Source organism: Psychrobacter pasteurii (genome assembly GCF_900162815.1).
Classification (GTDB): Bacteria; Pseudomonadota; Gammaproteobacteria; order Pseudomonadales; family Moraxellaceae; genus Psychrobacter; species Psychrobacter pasteurii.
The window spans coordinates 1-15,911 of the sequence record NZ_FUGD01000054.1 but is presented as its reverse complement, the minus strand read 5'-3'; the positions used below and the strand labels follow the sequence as shown (position 1 = coordinate 15,911).

Here is a 15,911-nt window from a genome sequence, read left to right as displayed (position 1 = left end):
AACCGAGGGGATTCCTACAGCTAGACGGTCAAGCCCGACCGCAAGGATGTTCTTAGCAGCATTGATATCTCTATCATGCCATGTGCCACACTCAGCACAAGCCCATCCTCTTATTCGCAAACCTGCTCTACCTTTTGGACTACTGTCACTTATTTTATGGCAGCACGAGCAGGTCTGGGTAGTGTAACTCTCATTTACCATCTCAAACTGACAACCTGCATACTTGCATTTATATTCCAGTTGTCGTTTGAGTTCAAACCAACCTGCATCGTATGTCGATTTAGCCAGCTTGGTTTTTTTAGTTGTAAATGAGCGTGATTTAACATCACCAACCACAATTAAGCTGTTATCTTTAACAAGTTTGGTGGTGAATTTATGAATTAAGTCTAATCTTGTGTTTTTGATTTTGGCGTGGATTGCTTTGACACGCTTTTTATTCTTAGCACGCTGGGCTACTGCTAATTTATTCGCCCATTTTTGTGTTTGCTTAATAGTTAGCTTGTCACCATTTGATGTGGTTGCAGACTCTTTTAAGCCCAAATCAATTCCAATGCTGCCCTTACCACTTACTTGCTTAGGAAGGTCTTTAACGGTAATACAGGCATACCAACGATTACGACTGTCTTGTACAATCTCAAGCGTGTTGATTTGATATAGGCTTAGGTTGTAGCTATCGAATACATCGATGAGGAGCTTTTGACCTTTAGATAGCGATAGCTGTATGGTTGATTTCAGTCCCTTCTTACCTGTCTGCCTTGTTTGCAAATACTTGATAGCAGATTTTTTAAAAGGTATCCAACCTAGTGATTTTCGCTTGGCATCAGGACGGTTGCTGCGCCAGTTAAGTTTGGCTTTTTTAAACTGTTTACGTGATTTAGCGTGAATCTCATTAATTGCTTGTAAGGTCTGACTGTGTAATCCTAAATACTCGCCACTTCCTTTGGTATACTCACTTAGATCATAAGCACTAAAAAACTTACCAGTACGGTTTAAATGCTCAAAACTTAACGCATTGACATAGTTCCACACAAAGTTTACCGAACCGCTTAGCTGATTCAGCTCTTTTATGTGCTTGTCTTTAATGCGTAGCTTGAGGGTTTTCATATGCTTAGTATCGCAAGATTAATTTTAGCTTACAACCCTTTAACGACTTCTTACGACAGTGGGTGTCGCCTTATATCCACCCCCTGAAGTGGGTGGTTTTACGGCGACTGGTGATAAAAATCCCGCCAAACTATTGGCGGGATTTTTTATGGGTCTAGCCAGCCTTTCTTTATCGCATACTGCAACTGCTCAGGGGTGTCAATATCGAGACTTAGCTTAATATTATCAACCACGCTCAGATCCTTACTGGATAAGCCTCGAATTAAGTGCCGCAGCCCCTTATCGCCGTTAAGTAATGGCTGCCATTGAGTCAATAACTGGTAATCAATATTGATAGGCAGACCGATAATCCGTTTCTCATTATCTGAAATATCAGTATTTGAAGCTTCAGTTATTAGACGTTCAATATGGGATAATTCGTTTTCAAAAATCTTGTATGAACTAGAATAACTACTAGCGATAACTTTCTTGCAACCGCTAGCTTTAGCGTAGCCGGACTGCTCTGTCTTTTTATCCGCATTAAAACCGGCCAACAAATTACTTAGATGATTAATGTGGAGTAAGACTTGATCAACCCCCAGTATTATTACCCGCTGTATCGCTAAACCATTAGCTACTTTACGGTTTAACTGAGTAATCGCCAAACTTAAACTGTGCGCCATACCTTGTTCAGGCTGGGTATTTATAACAGGCGTCACCACATCATGCTGTGCCGCTAAGGTCTGGCTTAATTGGATAGTTTCACTCTGTGAACTAGCGATAACCAATAAAATGGCACTGGGGTTAATGGTCAAGGCTAGGTTTGTCATTACCTCAAGCAGAGGTCGAGACTGCTTCTTTAATAGTTGCTTAGGCTGACCTAAACGCTGACTTAATCCGCTAGCCAGTATAATCACAGCATGAGATTGTTGCAGTAATTTTAGGTCTTTATTGCCAACGTTCTGCTTTATCATTAATTAAACACTTCAAATCGTGTGTTAGCCACATGAGGTGAATCACCTTGTGAGCGATGCGCAGGCTGTTTGCTAATTATATTGCCTGAGTTTACAGGGCTTAGGTCTACCTCGTGCATAACTGCATTTATTTCTGCCATAATACCTAACGCCAGAGCTTCTGGCCCCTCGCCGCCAAGCTTATAACCAATTGGATAATGTAACTGCTCAATACCGGCCCGAAGCTCATCGACATTACCGTCATAAGCTTCGGTAATCTCATCAATCAAACGTTCAGTACGGTATTTTGGTCCCAATTGACCCAGATAAGCAGGGGGATGTGCAAACAACACTTTAAGTCGGGCTCTATCTTGAGTCAGACTATGAGACATCACTGCCACCGCGGCATTACGACTAAGCTCAATAAGAGTTTCACTGTCCTCTAATGGCAAACACATTACTTTGTCGGCCTGCATAAACCGAGAGCGAGTAGCATAATGACTGCGGCTATCAATAACGGTAACGTGCCAATCTTGCATTTTGGCCATCGTGACTAAAGGCGTTACATCATTACCTGCTCCACAAATCAGCAACTTAATCTGGGGTTGTAAACGGCGTACCAACCACTGGGTCTGTACCCGCTGCTGTAATGAATTATCGACTGTGCCTAATAGTGTGACGAATTGCGCCGGCTTCTGTTGATATTGTTCTAAACACAACGTGTTTATAGCTTGGCTCAGTATAGGATCATGTATCGAATCATTGAGGCTTGGTGCACTGAAGTCATTTACCCCCATGCTGTCTTTATTTAGCGCAAACTTATCTAAATTGACGTGTAGACCAATGGGGTGATCAGATGACTCAGAACGGACTAAAGTGGCCACCGTCATAGGCTCACCACTAAGGCGCACCTGCTTAATACACTTAAGTAACTGCGCCGCAGAAGCCAATCGTTCAAACAGCACGTGCACTCGGCCATTGCAACCTAAACCAAAATTAAGCTCAAGCTCGCTGTCCATGCTATTTTCAATATCATGTTCATCACTATAACTTTTAGTATTACTCTCATCTTTATCGACAATACCCTCACCCGTTTGATAGACCTGAACCACCGAACCTTGACGAGTAAGCCAAAACGCTTTTTTGATAATGTGGGGCTCCAAGCAGCCCCCACTAATCATACCTGCGAATCGGCCATCAGCGCAGATCAACATCATTGCTCCAGCTTTACGATAGGCAGAACCTTCGGTATGCACCACAGTTGCCAAAACCGCCTCAATCTGCTCGCTTTGAGCTTGGTCAGCAAGTTTTAAAATGTCGGAGACGTTATTCATAAAGGGGCCTTATATTAATCTGGCAATTGGTCAATAAGCTTATCTAAGGTAATAGGGAAATCGTAAATTCTTACCCCTACTGCATTATAGATAGCATTGGCAATGGCAGCAGCAGCTCCTGAGATAGCAGTCTCACCGATACCTTTGATGTGCATAGGATTGGTATAAGGATCATCTTCTTCCACCAAAATCACCTCAAGTTGAGGCACATCAGCATTCACCGGAAGATGATATTCTGCTAAATCATGATTACACAGTCTACCGTCACGTTTATCATGTATGACCTCTTCCATTAATGCAGCACCAATACCAAATACCATACCGCCATAACACTGAGAGGTGGCTAAGTTATGGTTAAGAATACGTCCAGCAGTGAAAGCACCGGTCATATTTTTCACTCGGACTTCACCAGTGACACGATGAACCGCAACCTCAGCAAAGTTGGCCCCATAACAAGCTTGACGATGCGACTTACCATTTTTACCTGGGGCAATCTGTCCTTTAGCGCTTAACTTTTTATCCTCTAGTTGGCTGATAATATCTGCCAAAGGATAAGTTGCAGAGTCACTAAAGTCATATTGCTCAGGATCAATATTGTTAGAGCCTTTCATTGAAACTGATAAGCCTACTTTTTCAGTGGCATCCTCTACTTTATCTACTAAGGCATCTAAAGCCTTTTTGCCAGCTTCTACTGCACGTTCAGCCACGCCAGCCTGATGTTCACCGGTTTTGGATACTTGACCTTCACCCAATTGAATCGTATCGGCATGTAAGCCCACTCGTTTAGCGATCTGCTCTCTAAGCTCGGCACAAGCCAGATAAATACTACTTCCGGCACTGGCCGCCCCAAAGCTACCGCCTGATCCAGGGCTTGAGGGAAAACGACTATCACCAAGTTGCATATCAATATGATCAATTGGCAGGCCTAATAGATCGGCAGCCACTTGCGAGAACACGGTATAAGAACCGGTACCAATATCAGTCATATCTGATTCGATGACTGCTTTTACCCCTAAGGTTTTGCTAGGGTCTAATTGTAAGGTAGCCCGTGCTTCTGATGGCATAAGTTGGTTGCCTCTTGAAGCCACAGCCATACCAGTACCAATCCACCAATCGCCTTCTAGATAGCTGGCAGGTTCGCTACTGTGTTTTTCTTCCCATCCAAAAGCTTTCGATCCTTGCTCCAAACAAGCCAATAACTGTCTGGTTGAAAAAGGAATTTGTTGTGAAGGATCTTCTTCAGGTTCATTACGGCGACGCAGCTCGATAGGATCCATACCCAGCTGGCATGCCAGTTCATCCATGGCACATTCTAAGGCAATTTGCCCAACCGCCTCACCAGGAGCCCGCATAGAACCTGATAGCGTCCAGTTCATATCGACCTGCTCGTAGTTGACCCTACGATTCTCACCGCGATATAAGTAATGGGTAGACAAGCCAGCCGGTTCAAAGAAACTCTCATTAGGCAAGTTACTCGATATGGTGTCATGAATAATAGTGTTCAACACCCCATTTTCATCACAGCCTAAAGCTATGCGCTGACGGGTATTAGAGCGACGAACGGTCGACTCCATCACTTGAGGACGAGTCATCATTACCAGCACCGGTCTGTCCAGCTCTTTGGCTGCAATGGCAGCAGCTATTGATTCAGGAGAAATTCCTAACTTACTACCAAAACCGCCTCCCACATAGCGAGAGATAACGTTGACGTTGTCATTGTCGATCTCTAACGCGTCGGCAATTTGCTTTTGGCTAAAGGCAACCATCTGATTTGAGGTATAAATAGTCAGTTTATCGCCTTCCCAATATGCCAAACTGCTATGCGGCTCCATTGGGGAATTGCTTTGACTCGGGGTGGTATAGACTCGGTCTAAAGTCACTGCAGATTGCTGCAACCCTTTTTCAGGATCACCGTGTTCGCTATTTTTATCAGAACCTTCCTTCTCATTGACTTCATGAGCGTTTTTCAGCTCTTGTTTGAAGTCTAAAGCCGCTTCATCGGTCTCATCTTCATAGCTCACCACTAAGGCTTTAGCGCCTTCCGTAGCCGCCTCAAAAGTTTCCCCGACAACTATTGCTATGGGTTGGCCATGATAAGCAATGTCTATTGCCCCTTGGGTCGGCGCTTTCATCTTGCCGCCCTGCTGTGAGTTACGTAAGAAATGCTTAGCATCGGTAACCACTTTGATCACCCCTGGGATATCAGCCACTGACTCGGTATCAATGTTGGTCACTTTACCGTTGCTAATAGTCGCCCCGGCTAACACACCGTAGACCCTATTGTCTTTATAGAATTCTGCAGAATAAGGGGCTTGGCCACTAACCTTGAGCGAGCCATCCACTCGGGTAACGGGCTTACCAACCAGTTTGCTTGAAGTCTTATCAAAAAGGGTGTCAACAGGCCCATTCATCATCATTCTTTTGGTGGGTTCAGAGCCCAAAATATCTGTATCAAAAGCAGCCATGTTTATGCATCCTCAGCGTTTACAGCACGCTCAATAATTTGTTTTAGTAATCGACGGGTTAAGGCAATTTTAAAGTCATTCTGACCCTGTCCTTGGGCGTCTGCTAATAAGATATTTGCCGCTTTAACGATATCAGGCACACTGCCTTTACTACCCTCAAGACTGGCTTCAACTACTTCATTGCGCCAAGGCTGAGAGCCGATACCGCCAAATGCCAATCTTACGCTGCTTAACGTACCTTCATCATCGACATCAATAACGGCAGCGGCTGATACCAAAGCGAAGGCATATGAGGCACGGTCACGAATCTTATCGTAAGTGTGCATGCCTTTGATCGGTGGTGGTAATACCACGTGAGTAATCATTTCACCTTGCTCCAATACCGTTTCAATATGTGGAGTGTCACCAGGCAGCTGATAAAAGTCTTTAATTTCGATACTACGGGTAGAGCCATCTGCTTTTTGGGTTTGTAATGTGGCATCTAACAGTCGCATGGCCACTGCCATGTCTGAAGGATGTTGAGCGATACAATGCTCGCTGGTACCTAAGATAGCCAATCCGCGATTTTCACCGCCGATAGCAGGACAGCCACTGCCTGGCTCACGTTTGTTACAAGCACTATCAGGTTGATAGAAATAAAAGCAGCGGGTACGCTGTAAGAAGTTGCCGCCAGTAGTCGCTTTGTTACGCAGCTGACCAGAGGCTCCAGCCAAGATTGCACGGGATAGCACAGGATAATTGTTAATGACTTGAGGATGAGCGGCCAAATCGCTGTTGGTGACTAAAGCCCCTATACGTAGTCCGCCTTCAGGGGTTGATTCGATTTGTTTTAATTCAAGCTGAGTAATATCGACCAGCTTAATAGGGGTCTCAATTTCAAACTTCATTAGGTCAATTAAGTTTGTCCCACCACCAATAAAGGACGCCCCTTCGCTACTGGCTGCCACACAAGCAGGCTTTAGCTCATTAGCACGGACATATTCAAATCGTTTCATGAGCTTACTCCTGTTGATTGTGGGCGATTGGCAGTATTAGGGTTGGCGGTATTAGAATGTTGATCGGTTTTGGCGGGCGCAGATTTTAATTGAGCTTCACTAGGGGGCGGCGACCAGATACCGGTCACTGCTGAAGACAATGCCTCGTTCGAGGAATCGACCCGAGCCTGGGTCTGCGGCAGCTGATTTTGTTGGATTTGTTTTTCAAGAACTTCAGTAATCGCTTTAATAATATTGGGGTAAGCTGAGCAGCGACAAATATTGCCACTCATACGTTCAGCTATCTCATGAGCCATCAACGCATTTGGCTGAGTTAAGTCTTTGGTGACATAGCTGGGCCAGTTTTGCTTTATCTCTTCGATAAGAGCTGTAGCTGAACAAATTTGGCCTGGGGTGCAATACCCACACTGAAAGGCATCATTGCTTAAAAACGCTTTTTGCAAATCAGAAAGAGTCTCAGGCAAACCAATGCCTTCAATGGTAGTAATCTCGTCCCCTTCATGCATCACTGCTAGAGTAAGACAAGAGTTAACTCGCTGACCATTAATTAAAATAGTACAGGCACCACATTGACCATGGTCACAGCCTTTTTTAGGACCAGTAATTTGTAACTGATGGCGACACAGATCGAGTAAGGTGGTTCGAGGATCAAGGTCTTCGAATTGATAGCTTTTATTATTAATACTAAGCGTTAAGGTTGTCATGCTGGCGTCCGCTGGCAGGTGGGTTTGAGTAAAATCTTATAAAATTTTTAAATAAATAGTTATTCTGCTTTGATATCTATCCTAATGAAAAATCAAAAGTTTTTTTATTATCTCGTGTTGTTGAATTGTGCTTTTTAGTAAACAGAAAGACTGTTTTGTTTTAGATGGCTTAATAAACGGTTCTGCACAAGCGCTAAACTTTTGTTAAATTCAGGGTAAATAAAAATCCCTAACCTAAAGAACACTGAACATAAAAAAGACCCTCACTACCTTAAGTAGTGAGGGTCTTTGCTTTAACATTAGCTTTTTATATAACAAGCACTATTTATGATTAGGTTAATAAACCGCCATCCACATTGATACATGCTCCTGTGGTATAGCTTGAAGCATCAGACACCAAATACAATACGGTGCCTGCCATCTCCGAAGGCTGTGCCACCCGCTTTAACGGTATCATTGCCAGTGCCATGTTAAGCACTTTGTCATTTGAAGTAAGCGCTGAGGCAAACTTGGTATCGGTTAGTCCTGGCAGTAATGCATTGACTCGAATATTATCAGGACCGCACTCTTTGGCAAAAGCTTTGGTCATGCTGATGACTGCTGCTTTGGTAATTGAGTAGATGCCTTGTTTATCACCTGGGCTTACTCCGTTGACTGAAGCGGTGTTCAAAACAACCCCGCCGCCCTGCTCGCGCATCATCTTGCCAGCGGCTGTCGACATAAAGAAATAACCCCGAATATTAACGTCAACCGTCTTATCGAACGCAGCCAGATCAGTGTCCAAGATGTGGCCATAATAAGGATTAGCAGCCGCATTGTTGACTAAGATATCAATACGGCCAAACTCATTTTTAATGTACTCAAATATGGCCTCAATCTGAGACATTTCGCCGACATGACAGGCGTAAGCTGTGGCTTTTCCCCCGTCTGCTACGATACTATCAGCCACTGCCTGACACGCATCTATTTTGCGACTAGAAACAATGACTTCTGCGCCATAAGCGGCCAGTAAACGGGCGATGGCTTCACCAATGCCACGACTGGCACCGGTTACCAGTGCCACTTTTCCAGTTAAATCAAATAAATCTTTCATGACTATTCCTTTAGTATGTTTTGTTGCCTATATTTTGAATTTGACGTTAGTGTTAATTGATAAAAAACCATAAATAACAAGCTGATGACGAGCTATTAGAACCACTGTGGCTGCATATCGCTACACACTGAATTATCATTTGTTAGTAGCTCGATATCGCATTGAATAAGCGGTAATTCCCAATCGATAAAGTATTTTGCAGCCTGTATTTTGCCCTGATAAAAGTTTTGTTTATCGCTATCTTCAGTGAGCACCAATAATTGCTCGGCTTTGCTGGCTTGACGGATCCAAATCCAGCTTATGATAATAGTGGCAAATATATTCATCAGCGCTTGGGCGTTGGCAGTCAAAGTGTCCACTTGCGGTGTGGTTAAGGTTTGACCCACATGCTGCAACAGGGGTTGTAGCTGTTCGATATAAACCGTAAGTTTTTTGGCGAGTTTGGCGGTTTGTGGGGTGGTAATGGCCGTTAAATCTCGAGTTATTTCTTGCTGTAGTACTTTTAAGCCCAGACCCTGCTTTTGCCATAGTTTGCGGAAGGTTAAATCCAGGGCTTGAATGCCATTCGTGCCTTCATGAATGGGGTTTAAGCGGTTATCACGCCAAAACTGCTCTGCTTGATATTCTCGGGTGTAACCTGCCCCGCCCAAAACCTGAATACCCAAGTCATTGGCTTTAGGCCCATACTCAGAAGGCCAAGCTTTTAAGACCGGGGTTAATAAATCTAATAGCTCAGACAACTCTTGCTTTTGGGTCTCATCAGCACAAGTATTGATACGGTCAATTAAGTTTGAGCCATACAGACACAGTGAAATGCCGCCCTCACTATAAGCTTTTTGGGCCAGTAGCATACGTTTGACATCACCATGCTCAATAATGGCTGCTGCTGGATCTTCTGGCTTTAGGTTGGGGGCGACTCGACCTTGCAGACGATCTTTGGCATAAGCCAGTGAGTACTGATATCCGCGATAGCCAATCATAGCCGCTCCAAAGCCTACCGCAATTCGTGCCTCGTTCATCATCTTAAACATATAGCGCAGACCAAAATGCTTCTCGCCAATAAGATAGCCCACACAATCATTGGCATCGCCAAAGCTAAGCGCCGTTGAAGTCGTGCCACGATAGCCTAACTTGTGTATCAATCCTGCCAAATGCACATCATTACGCTCGGCTACCTCACCATTGGCATCTAGACGGTATTTGGGCACTGCAAATAGTGAAATACCTTTCACGCCAGCAGGTCCTCCTGGCACTTTGGCCAATACCAGATGTACAATATTTTCAGACAACTCATGGTCGCCGCCAGAGATATAAATCTTGCTACCACGGATTCGATAAGTTCCGTCTTCATGAGAGGTAGCAGTAGTTTTAATATCGGCAAGAGATGAGCCTGCGTGTGGCTCGGTTAATCCCATTGTGCCGGTAAACTCACCAGTTAGCATTCGAGGCACAAACGCTTGTTTGATCTCATTACTAGCAAAGTGCATCAGCACATTAATCGCCGCTGAGGTTAAAAAAGGATAGGCGGTGGTGGCCGGGTTAGCTGCCATAAAATAACCACTTAAGGCAGTCATTACGGTCTCTGGAAGCTGCATGCCTCCGTCTTCAAAGCTATAACGCCCAGCAATGAAGCCCGAGTTTCTAAAGGCATCGAAGGCTACCTTCACCTCCTCTATCATACTGACTTTTTGACCGTCAAACTTAGGCTCATCTTTATCAGCAGTCGCGTTATGAGGCAAAAACAAATCGGTGGCTATCTTTTTTGCTGTCTCTATCGTGGCATCAAAGGTCTGTCGTGAATGCTCAGAGAATCTATCATGCTCACACAGTTGCTCAGTGTCTAGCACATCATAAAGCTGAAACGGTAATTCGAACTCATTAATTAAGGTATTTGCGTCCATGCCACTCTCTTTATTGATTTAAAAATTGGTTTTTAAAGCATTGTCTATAAACACTGCTTTGGTGGTTTTTCAATATTAGTCTACTTTTAGGCTTCCCCCTATTGTCATTTATGACATAATTAAGGGCATAAGTGACAAGGCCTGGCTTTACAGATACCGCTTTAGTAGATAAAAGAATCCAAATTAATAATGGAGCCCCCATGACTCATACCGAACCATTTAATGTCATCATTGTAGGATTTGATGGGGTGCTTGGCAGTGCCCTTACTGGGGCTTTAGACTTATTTTCATTTACAGGTGTCAGTTGGCAGCGCTTTTTAGATCAAGATATTGAGCCTAGATTTAAGGTACAAATTGCCAGTTTGAACGGAGACCCTATTCGCTGTAGCAATAGATTAATTATGCAGCCCCATTGTGATATCGCCGATGTGACGCAGTGTGATTTACTGCTTATTCCAACCATTGGGGATTCAATCGAAAAAGTACTGTCTAGCAATCATGAGCTGATTACTCACCTACAACGCTTGGCTCAGACGCAGACCGACATTGCCAGTAATTGTAGTGGTGCATTTTTATTAGCAGAAGCGGGATTATTAAAAGACAAAACGGCGACAACCCATTGGGGCTATGCCAGCAAATTCAGGCAAGACTATCCCGATGTGGATTTACAAGCCAAGCAGTTCGTTACTCAATCGGATAATATATTTTGTGCTGCAGGAGGCAGTGCTTTTTATGATTTAGCGTTACTGTTAATAGAGCGCTATTGTGGTCGCGAGTTATCGGCTCAGGTTGCCAAAACTCAGGTCATTGATAAAAAAATAGGCGATCAAAGCAGCTATACCAATGTCACTTTACACAGTCCCCACTCCGACCCTTTGGTAATGCGAATACAGCAGTTTATTGAACAAAACTATGCCCAGCCTCTCCAGGTAAGTGAACTGGCTGACAGAGCTAATGTGACACCACGCACCCTAAACAGACGCTTTCAAGCCTGTCTGTCTATGCGCCCTATTGAGTATATTCAAGCGGTGAGAATTGAACAGGCCAAGCGGCTGCTAGAGTCTGGTGATGTCAGTATCAAAACTTTGGCCTATCAAGTGGGCTATCATGATTTATCCTCGTTTAGCCGACTGTTTAAGCGGGCGACAAATTTAACGCCTAAGGCTTATCAACAAAAATTTAGTCGCAGCTTAATCTAAAATCACCTATAAAAAATGGTCTAAAACTTAAGCTCAAATTTAATTTTGCTCAATATCAAGTAACAACCGCTTTTTATCTAAGCCTCCGGTATAACCGCCTAAGCTGCCATCACTGGCCACTACCCGATGACAAGGAATGATAATACTAAAGGGATTTTTGCCATTGGCATTGGCCACTGCTCGGTAAGCTGTGGGTTTGCCAATGTTTTGTGCCAATTGAGCATAACTGATGGTTTGCCCATAAGGGATTTGCTGCAACGCTCGCCACACGCTTTGCTGAAATGGGGTGCCCAACGACCAATCAAGAGTCATATCGAACTGCTGACGCTCGCCGGCAAGATATTGGTCGAGCTGAGTGATAGTAGTTAATAAAAGAGTGTCAACTGGTTTTTCTTTGCTTAGGCTATTTTTATCAATAAACTTAAAATCCTCGTCACAAAGGTTATGACGCTTTTTTAACGGGGCCAGTGATTTTGATTCAGACCAACTTTGCCCCTCAGCCAGCCAGTCTAAGCTAACCAATTTGGCTTCTTGGGAGGAGACAGCAGACGCAATAAGTAGCAGTTTGTACTGGGCAAAAGAAGTGGTGGTAACAATCATCATCGCAGGCCTCAACATAGGTCTCAAACAAAAAAATGGCACCTTATGATGCCATTTTTTTGATATTAACAGGTACTGGTTTATTCATCCGTTTCAAATAAAGCAGCCACAAACTGCTTTGGACTAAAGGCGCGCAGGTCATCAATAGACTCCCCTACACCAATATAGCGAATAGGAATGTCAGTGGTATTGGCAATGTTAAACACCACCCCACCCTTGGCAGTTCCGTCCAGCTTGGTAATGGTAATACCAGTTAAAGGCACCACATCATTAAATAGTTTCACCTGGCTGATGGCGTTCTGACCCGTACCAGCATCCAGAACAATCATGCCTTCATGCGGTGCAGTTGGATCAGACTTACGCATGATACGCACCACTTTTTCAAGCTCGGCCATCAAGTGAGTTTTATTCTGCAAGCGACCTGCGGTATCGGCAATCAACACATCGATGTTTTTGGCTTTAGCTGACTGCATCGCATCAAATACCACTGAGGCACTGTCAGCACCGTGACCTTGAGCCACAACTGGGATATTATTGCGCTCTCCCCACACTTGCAGCTGCTCGGTTGCCGCGGCTCTAAAGGTGTCACCGGCCGCCAACATAACTGACTTACCTTCTGCCTGTAAGCGCTTGGCCAACTTACCAATGGTGGTGGTTTTACCCACACCATTTACGCCTACTACTAAGATAACAAAGGGCTTCTTGGTGGTATCAATAATTAATGGCTCAACCTTAGGCTCTAAGATTTCAACCAACTCTTTTTGTAGTGCCTTATATAAAGAGTGTGAGTAGATCAAATCACCACGAGCAGTCTGTTCGGTTAAGCTCTTGATAATCTTATCAGTAGCTTCTACCCCAATATCTGCAACCAAAAGCTGATCTTCTACCTCTTCAAGCAGCTCATCATCAATCTCTTTACCACCAATTAGGATGTTGGCCACACCTTCAGCTAGGTTCTTACGAGACTTGGTAAGGCCTGACTTCATACGTGAGAACCAGCTGCCACGCTTTCTACCAGACTCTTCGGTTTCCTGCTGTTGTGCAGTTGCTTGAGGCTTAGTCTCTTCAGGCACTGCTGGCGTAACAGCAGGCGTGCTAGGCTGCGGCGTCGGCTCTGTACTTAAAGCTGGAATAATTTCTTCAGGCTCTTCTTCTACTTCAACCCGCGGGGTTTCAATAATAGGAATGTCCGGCGTACTGGCCAAATCCGGGAGAGTAATGTCGTCGTCATCTAGCTCATCTAGGCTACCATCAAGGTCAATGACTACGCGAGTCGGATTGTTTGCATTATTCATGGGGCATCTCTTTATTTATAAGGGTTTTAATAATAGTTAAATAAGGATAAAAAGCAGTATTCATTAAATTATTTTATTGTGGCTTAGTTTACCATAATTGCCCCAAAGCTTGATAACCCCCTCACCTAACTCCTAAAAATCAATGAAACCCTATTTTTTAATAACCTAAAATTTTTAGAGATCTGATTTAAATTTATCCTTTTGGTTACTTTTATAAATTTTATTTGCATACTTTTATCTTCACCTTTCTCACCCTGACTCGATATTCATCCCCCCCCTACTTTGCCTTATTCCTCACACTTTACTGACTTCAAAAATCAAGTGCAACTCCCCTATTAGCTTGTGTTTTAGGGCTTATTACTTAATGGCACCCCTATCTAAATTCAGTCTTGGCATAAATTTATGACGTTGACAGCTAAGAGTTCTATCTCTACCATACGCCAACTAATAGACCAGTTGTTATAATTTTAACAAAGGATGTAGAAATGAGTAAAAAACCCAAAGCAAAAGACGTTTTAATTGATACGGCATCACGCCTGTTTATGGTTCGCGGTTATTGCGGCGTGGGTCTAAACGACATTATTGAAGAAAGCGGCATACCTAAAGGCTCACTGTATTACTACTTCCCTGAAGGTAAGGAGCAGTTAGCTATTGCCGCCATTGAAAACACCAAGCGCTTGGTCATGGAAGACATTCAACGAGTCTTTACCGACAAGGAAAATCTGATACAAGCGCTACAAGCTTATGTCTATACCCTAGCCCAGATGTTTGGTGAAGGTGAAAAGCCCATCGGCTCTCCGATTGGCACCATTGCTGGTGAAAAGCACTCTACCAGTGAACCTATTCGCTTGGCCTGTGAATCTACCTTTAAAGACTGGCAAGCCGTTTATGCCAAGAAATTTATAGCCGCTGGCTATGATGAGCAACAAGCCAACAGTTTGGCCACCGTGTTTCATGCGCTAACTGAAGGCGGCATTCTTTTGGCCTTCACCATGAAAAGTGGCCAACCTTTAGAACAAATAGCAGAACAGATTCCGTCCCTATTTACTGAAAGACCTATCGAGAAATAATCTTTTTTAACCTTACTTTTTAACTTACAAACTCAATTAGCAATAAGAGAGTAAAATGTCCCACACCACTATAGATCAAAATCAGAACGTCGTTAGAGCTGTTCCAATTTTAATCTCCTTTTTGATTGCCGGCTTTATTGGACTGTTTAGCGAAACCGCGTTAAACATGGCTCTTGGTAATTTAATGCAAGAGTTTGATGTGGTTTCCTCCACCGTACAGTGGATTACCACCGGTTACCTATTAACGATGGGTATCCTTATTCCGGTTACTGCTTTATTAATCCAGTGGCTAACGACACGCCAACTGTTTATCACATCTGTCTTATTTTCAATCGCAGGTGTCGTTTTATCTGGCATGGCTCCAACCTTTAATGTCTTATTATTAGGACGAATCGTTCAGGCAATCGGCACAGGCCTACTGATTCCGCTGATGTTCCATACCGTGCTCATTATCTTCCCTATTGAGAAACGAGGACTGATTATGGGCGCTGTGGGCTTGGTAATGATGTCTGCACCCGCAGTTGGTCCAGCTGCTTCTGGACTAATTATTGAGGTATTAAGCTGGAACTGGATCTTATGGTTCATCTTGCCATTTTTGTTATTTACTTTGGTCTACGGCTATATTTATGTCCAAAACGTGACCATATTAACCAAACCTAAGATTGACGTACTATCCATTATTTTATCGACACTAGGCTTTGGTGGTATCGTTTATGGCTTTAGTGTTGCGGGTCATCAAGGCTGGGCAAGCCTCATTGTAATTGCTGCACTGGCGATTGGCCTGAGCTCATTAATTGTATTTGCTATCAGACAATTTAAAATCGACAATCCCATGCTCGATTTGCGCACACTTCAATATCCTATGTTTACCTTAGCGCTATTAAGCGTGATGGCAACCTTTATGATTATCCTATCGACCATGATTTTATACCAATTCTAAAAAATAACACTCAAGTCGCACCACTCCCGCTGAGTGATAGACCTAATTAAGTTAGTCTCATTACACAATGCATTCCAAGCGTCACATGCCGCATCGACAATCGCATCATAACTCTCAAAACAGCGATTAGACAACCAATGCTGTTTAAGGTACTGCCATACCTGTTCAGCAGGGTTAAGCTCAGGTGAGTAGGGAGGCAATTTAAGCATGGTCACATTGTCTTGATCCAAACTTGGTTGGTGCCATAGCGCCCCATCCATAACCACCACGGCATGCCGA

General features: G+C 43.8%; 14 protein-coding genes. 3 read left to right on the top strand and 11 right to left on the bottom strand.

Going from position 1 to position 15,911, the window contains the following annotated elements; translation table 11 throughout:
* The 8 genes from A1232T_RS03290 to A1232T_RS03255 all read right to left on the bottom strand — a co-directional run.
* The coding region (locus A1232T_RS03290) for an RNA-guided endonuclease InsQ/TnpB family protein (protein ID WP_077448045.1) at nt 1-1,104 on the bottom strand (1,104 nt) is incomplete at its 3' end.
* 146 nt (nt 1,105-1,250) lie between these two features.
* Entirely contained in the window at nt 1,251-2,057 is an 807-nt protein-coding gene (locus tag A1232T_RS03285; RefSeq protein WP_077448044.1) for an NTP transferase domain-containing protein, read from the bottom strand.
* Nucleotides 2,057-3,370 carry an XdhC family protein gene (locus A1232T_RS03280; RefSeq protein ID WP_077448043.1) on the bottom strand — a complete coding sequence of 438 codons (1,314 nt, stop codon included), beginning with the start codon at nt 3,368-3,370 and terminating at the stop codon, nt 2,057-2,059. Before A1232T_RS03280 ends, A1232T_RS03285 begins: the two co-directional genes overlap by 1 nt.
* A 14-nt stretch (nt 3,371-3,384) precedes the next feature.
* Nucleotides 3,385-5,835: a xanthine dehydrogenase family protein molybdopterin-binding subunit gene (locus tag A1232T_RS03275; protein ID WP_077448042.1), complete on the bottom strand. Its 2,451-nt coding sequence runs from the start codon at nt 5,833-5,835 to the stop codon at nt 3,385-3,387.
* Nucleotides 5,836-5,837: 2 nt separating this feature from the next.
* Nucleotides 5,838-6,830, bottom strand: coding sequence for an FAD binding domain-containing protein (locus tag A1232T_RS03270; protein WP_077448041.1), 993 nt, complete (start codon nt 6,828-6,830; stop codon nt 5,838-5,840).
* Nucleotides 6,827-7,534 carry a 2Fe-2S iron-sulfur cluster-binding protein gene (locus A1232T_RS03265; RefSeq protein WP_077448040.1) on the bottom strand — a complete coding sequence of 236 codons (708 nt, stop codon included), beginning with the start codon at nt 7,532-7,534 and terminating at the stop codon, nt 6,827-6,829. Before A1232T_RS03265 ends, A1232T_RS03270 begins: the two co-directional genes overlap by 4 nt.
* Before the next feature lie 331 nt (nt 7,535-7,865).
* Nucleotides 7,866-8,627: an SDR family oxidoreductase gene (locus A1232T_RS03260; RefSeq protein ID WP_077448039.1), complete on the bottom strand. Its 762-nt coding sequence runs from the start codon at nt 8,625-8,627 to the stop codon at nt 7,866-7,868.
* 95 nt (nt 8,628-8,722) lie between these two features.
* Nucleotides 8,723-10,528, bottom strand: a complete 1,806-nt coding sequence (locus A1232T_RS03255) for an acyl-CoA dehydrogenase (RefSeq protein ID WP_077448038.1) — start codon at nt 10,526-10,528, stop codon at nt 8,723-8,725.
* A gap of 200 nt (nt 10,529-10,728) precedes the next feature.
* On the opposite strand from A1232T_RS03255, the gene A1232T_RS03250 reads away from it, so the two are divergent.
* Nucleotides 10,729-11,727 (top strand): GlxA family transcriptional regulator, encoded by a 999-nt coding sequence (locus tag A1232T_RS03250; protein ID WP_077448037.1) that lies wholly within the window; start codon nt 10,729-10,731, stop codon nt 11,725-11,727.
* A gap of 39 nt (nt 11,728-11,766) precedes the next feature.
* Here A1232T_RS03250 and A1232T_RS03245 read toward each other — a convergent pair whose 3' ends face one another.
* Both A1232T_RS03245 and ftsY read right to left on the bottom strand, forming a co-directional pair.
* Nucleotides 11,767-12,327: a methylated-DNA--[protein]-cysteine S-methyltransferase gene (locus tag A1232T_RS03245; protein WP_077448036.1), complete on the bottom strand. Its 561-nt coding sequence runs from the start codon at nt 12,325-12,327 to the stop codon at nt 11,767-11,769.
* An 80-nt stretch (nt 12,328-12,407) separates the two neighbouring features.
* Entirely contained in the window at nt 12,408-13,622 is a 1,215-nt protein-coding gene (gene ftsY, locus A1232T_RS03240) for a signal recognition particle-docking protein FtsY (RefSeq protein WP_077448035.1), read from the bottom strand.
* Between the two features lie 485 nt (nt 13,623-14,107).
* Here ftsY and A1232T_RS03235 point away from each other — a divergent pair, with 485 nt between their 5' ends.
* Together A1232T_RS03235 and A1232T_RS03230 are read left to right on the top strand one after the other, a co-directional pair.
* Nucleotides 14,108-14,692 carry a TetR/AcrR family transcriptional regulator gene (locus tag A1232T_RS03235; RefSeq protein WP_077448034.1) on the top strand — a complete coding sequence of 195 codons (585 nt, stop codon included), beginning with the start codon at nt 14,108-14,110 and terminating at the stop codon, nt 14,690-14,692.
* Nucleotides 14,693-14,747: 55 nt separating this feature from the next.
* A complete protein-coding gene (locus A1232T_RS03230) occupies nt 14,748-15,632 on the top strand; it encodes an MFS transporter (RefSeq protein ID WP_244152356.1) in 885 nt (294 codons plus the stop codon).
* On the opposite strand, the gene A1232T_RS03225 is transcribed toward A1232T_RS03230, so the two are convergent.
* The coding region (locus tag A1232T_RS03225; protein ID WP_425272051.1) for a transposase at nt 15,629-15,911 on the bottom strand (283 nt) is incomplete at its 5' end. The two genes, A1232T_RS03230 and A1232T_RS03225, sit on opposite strands and share 4 nt — an antisense overlap.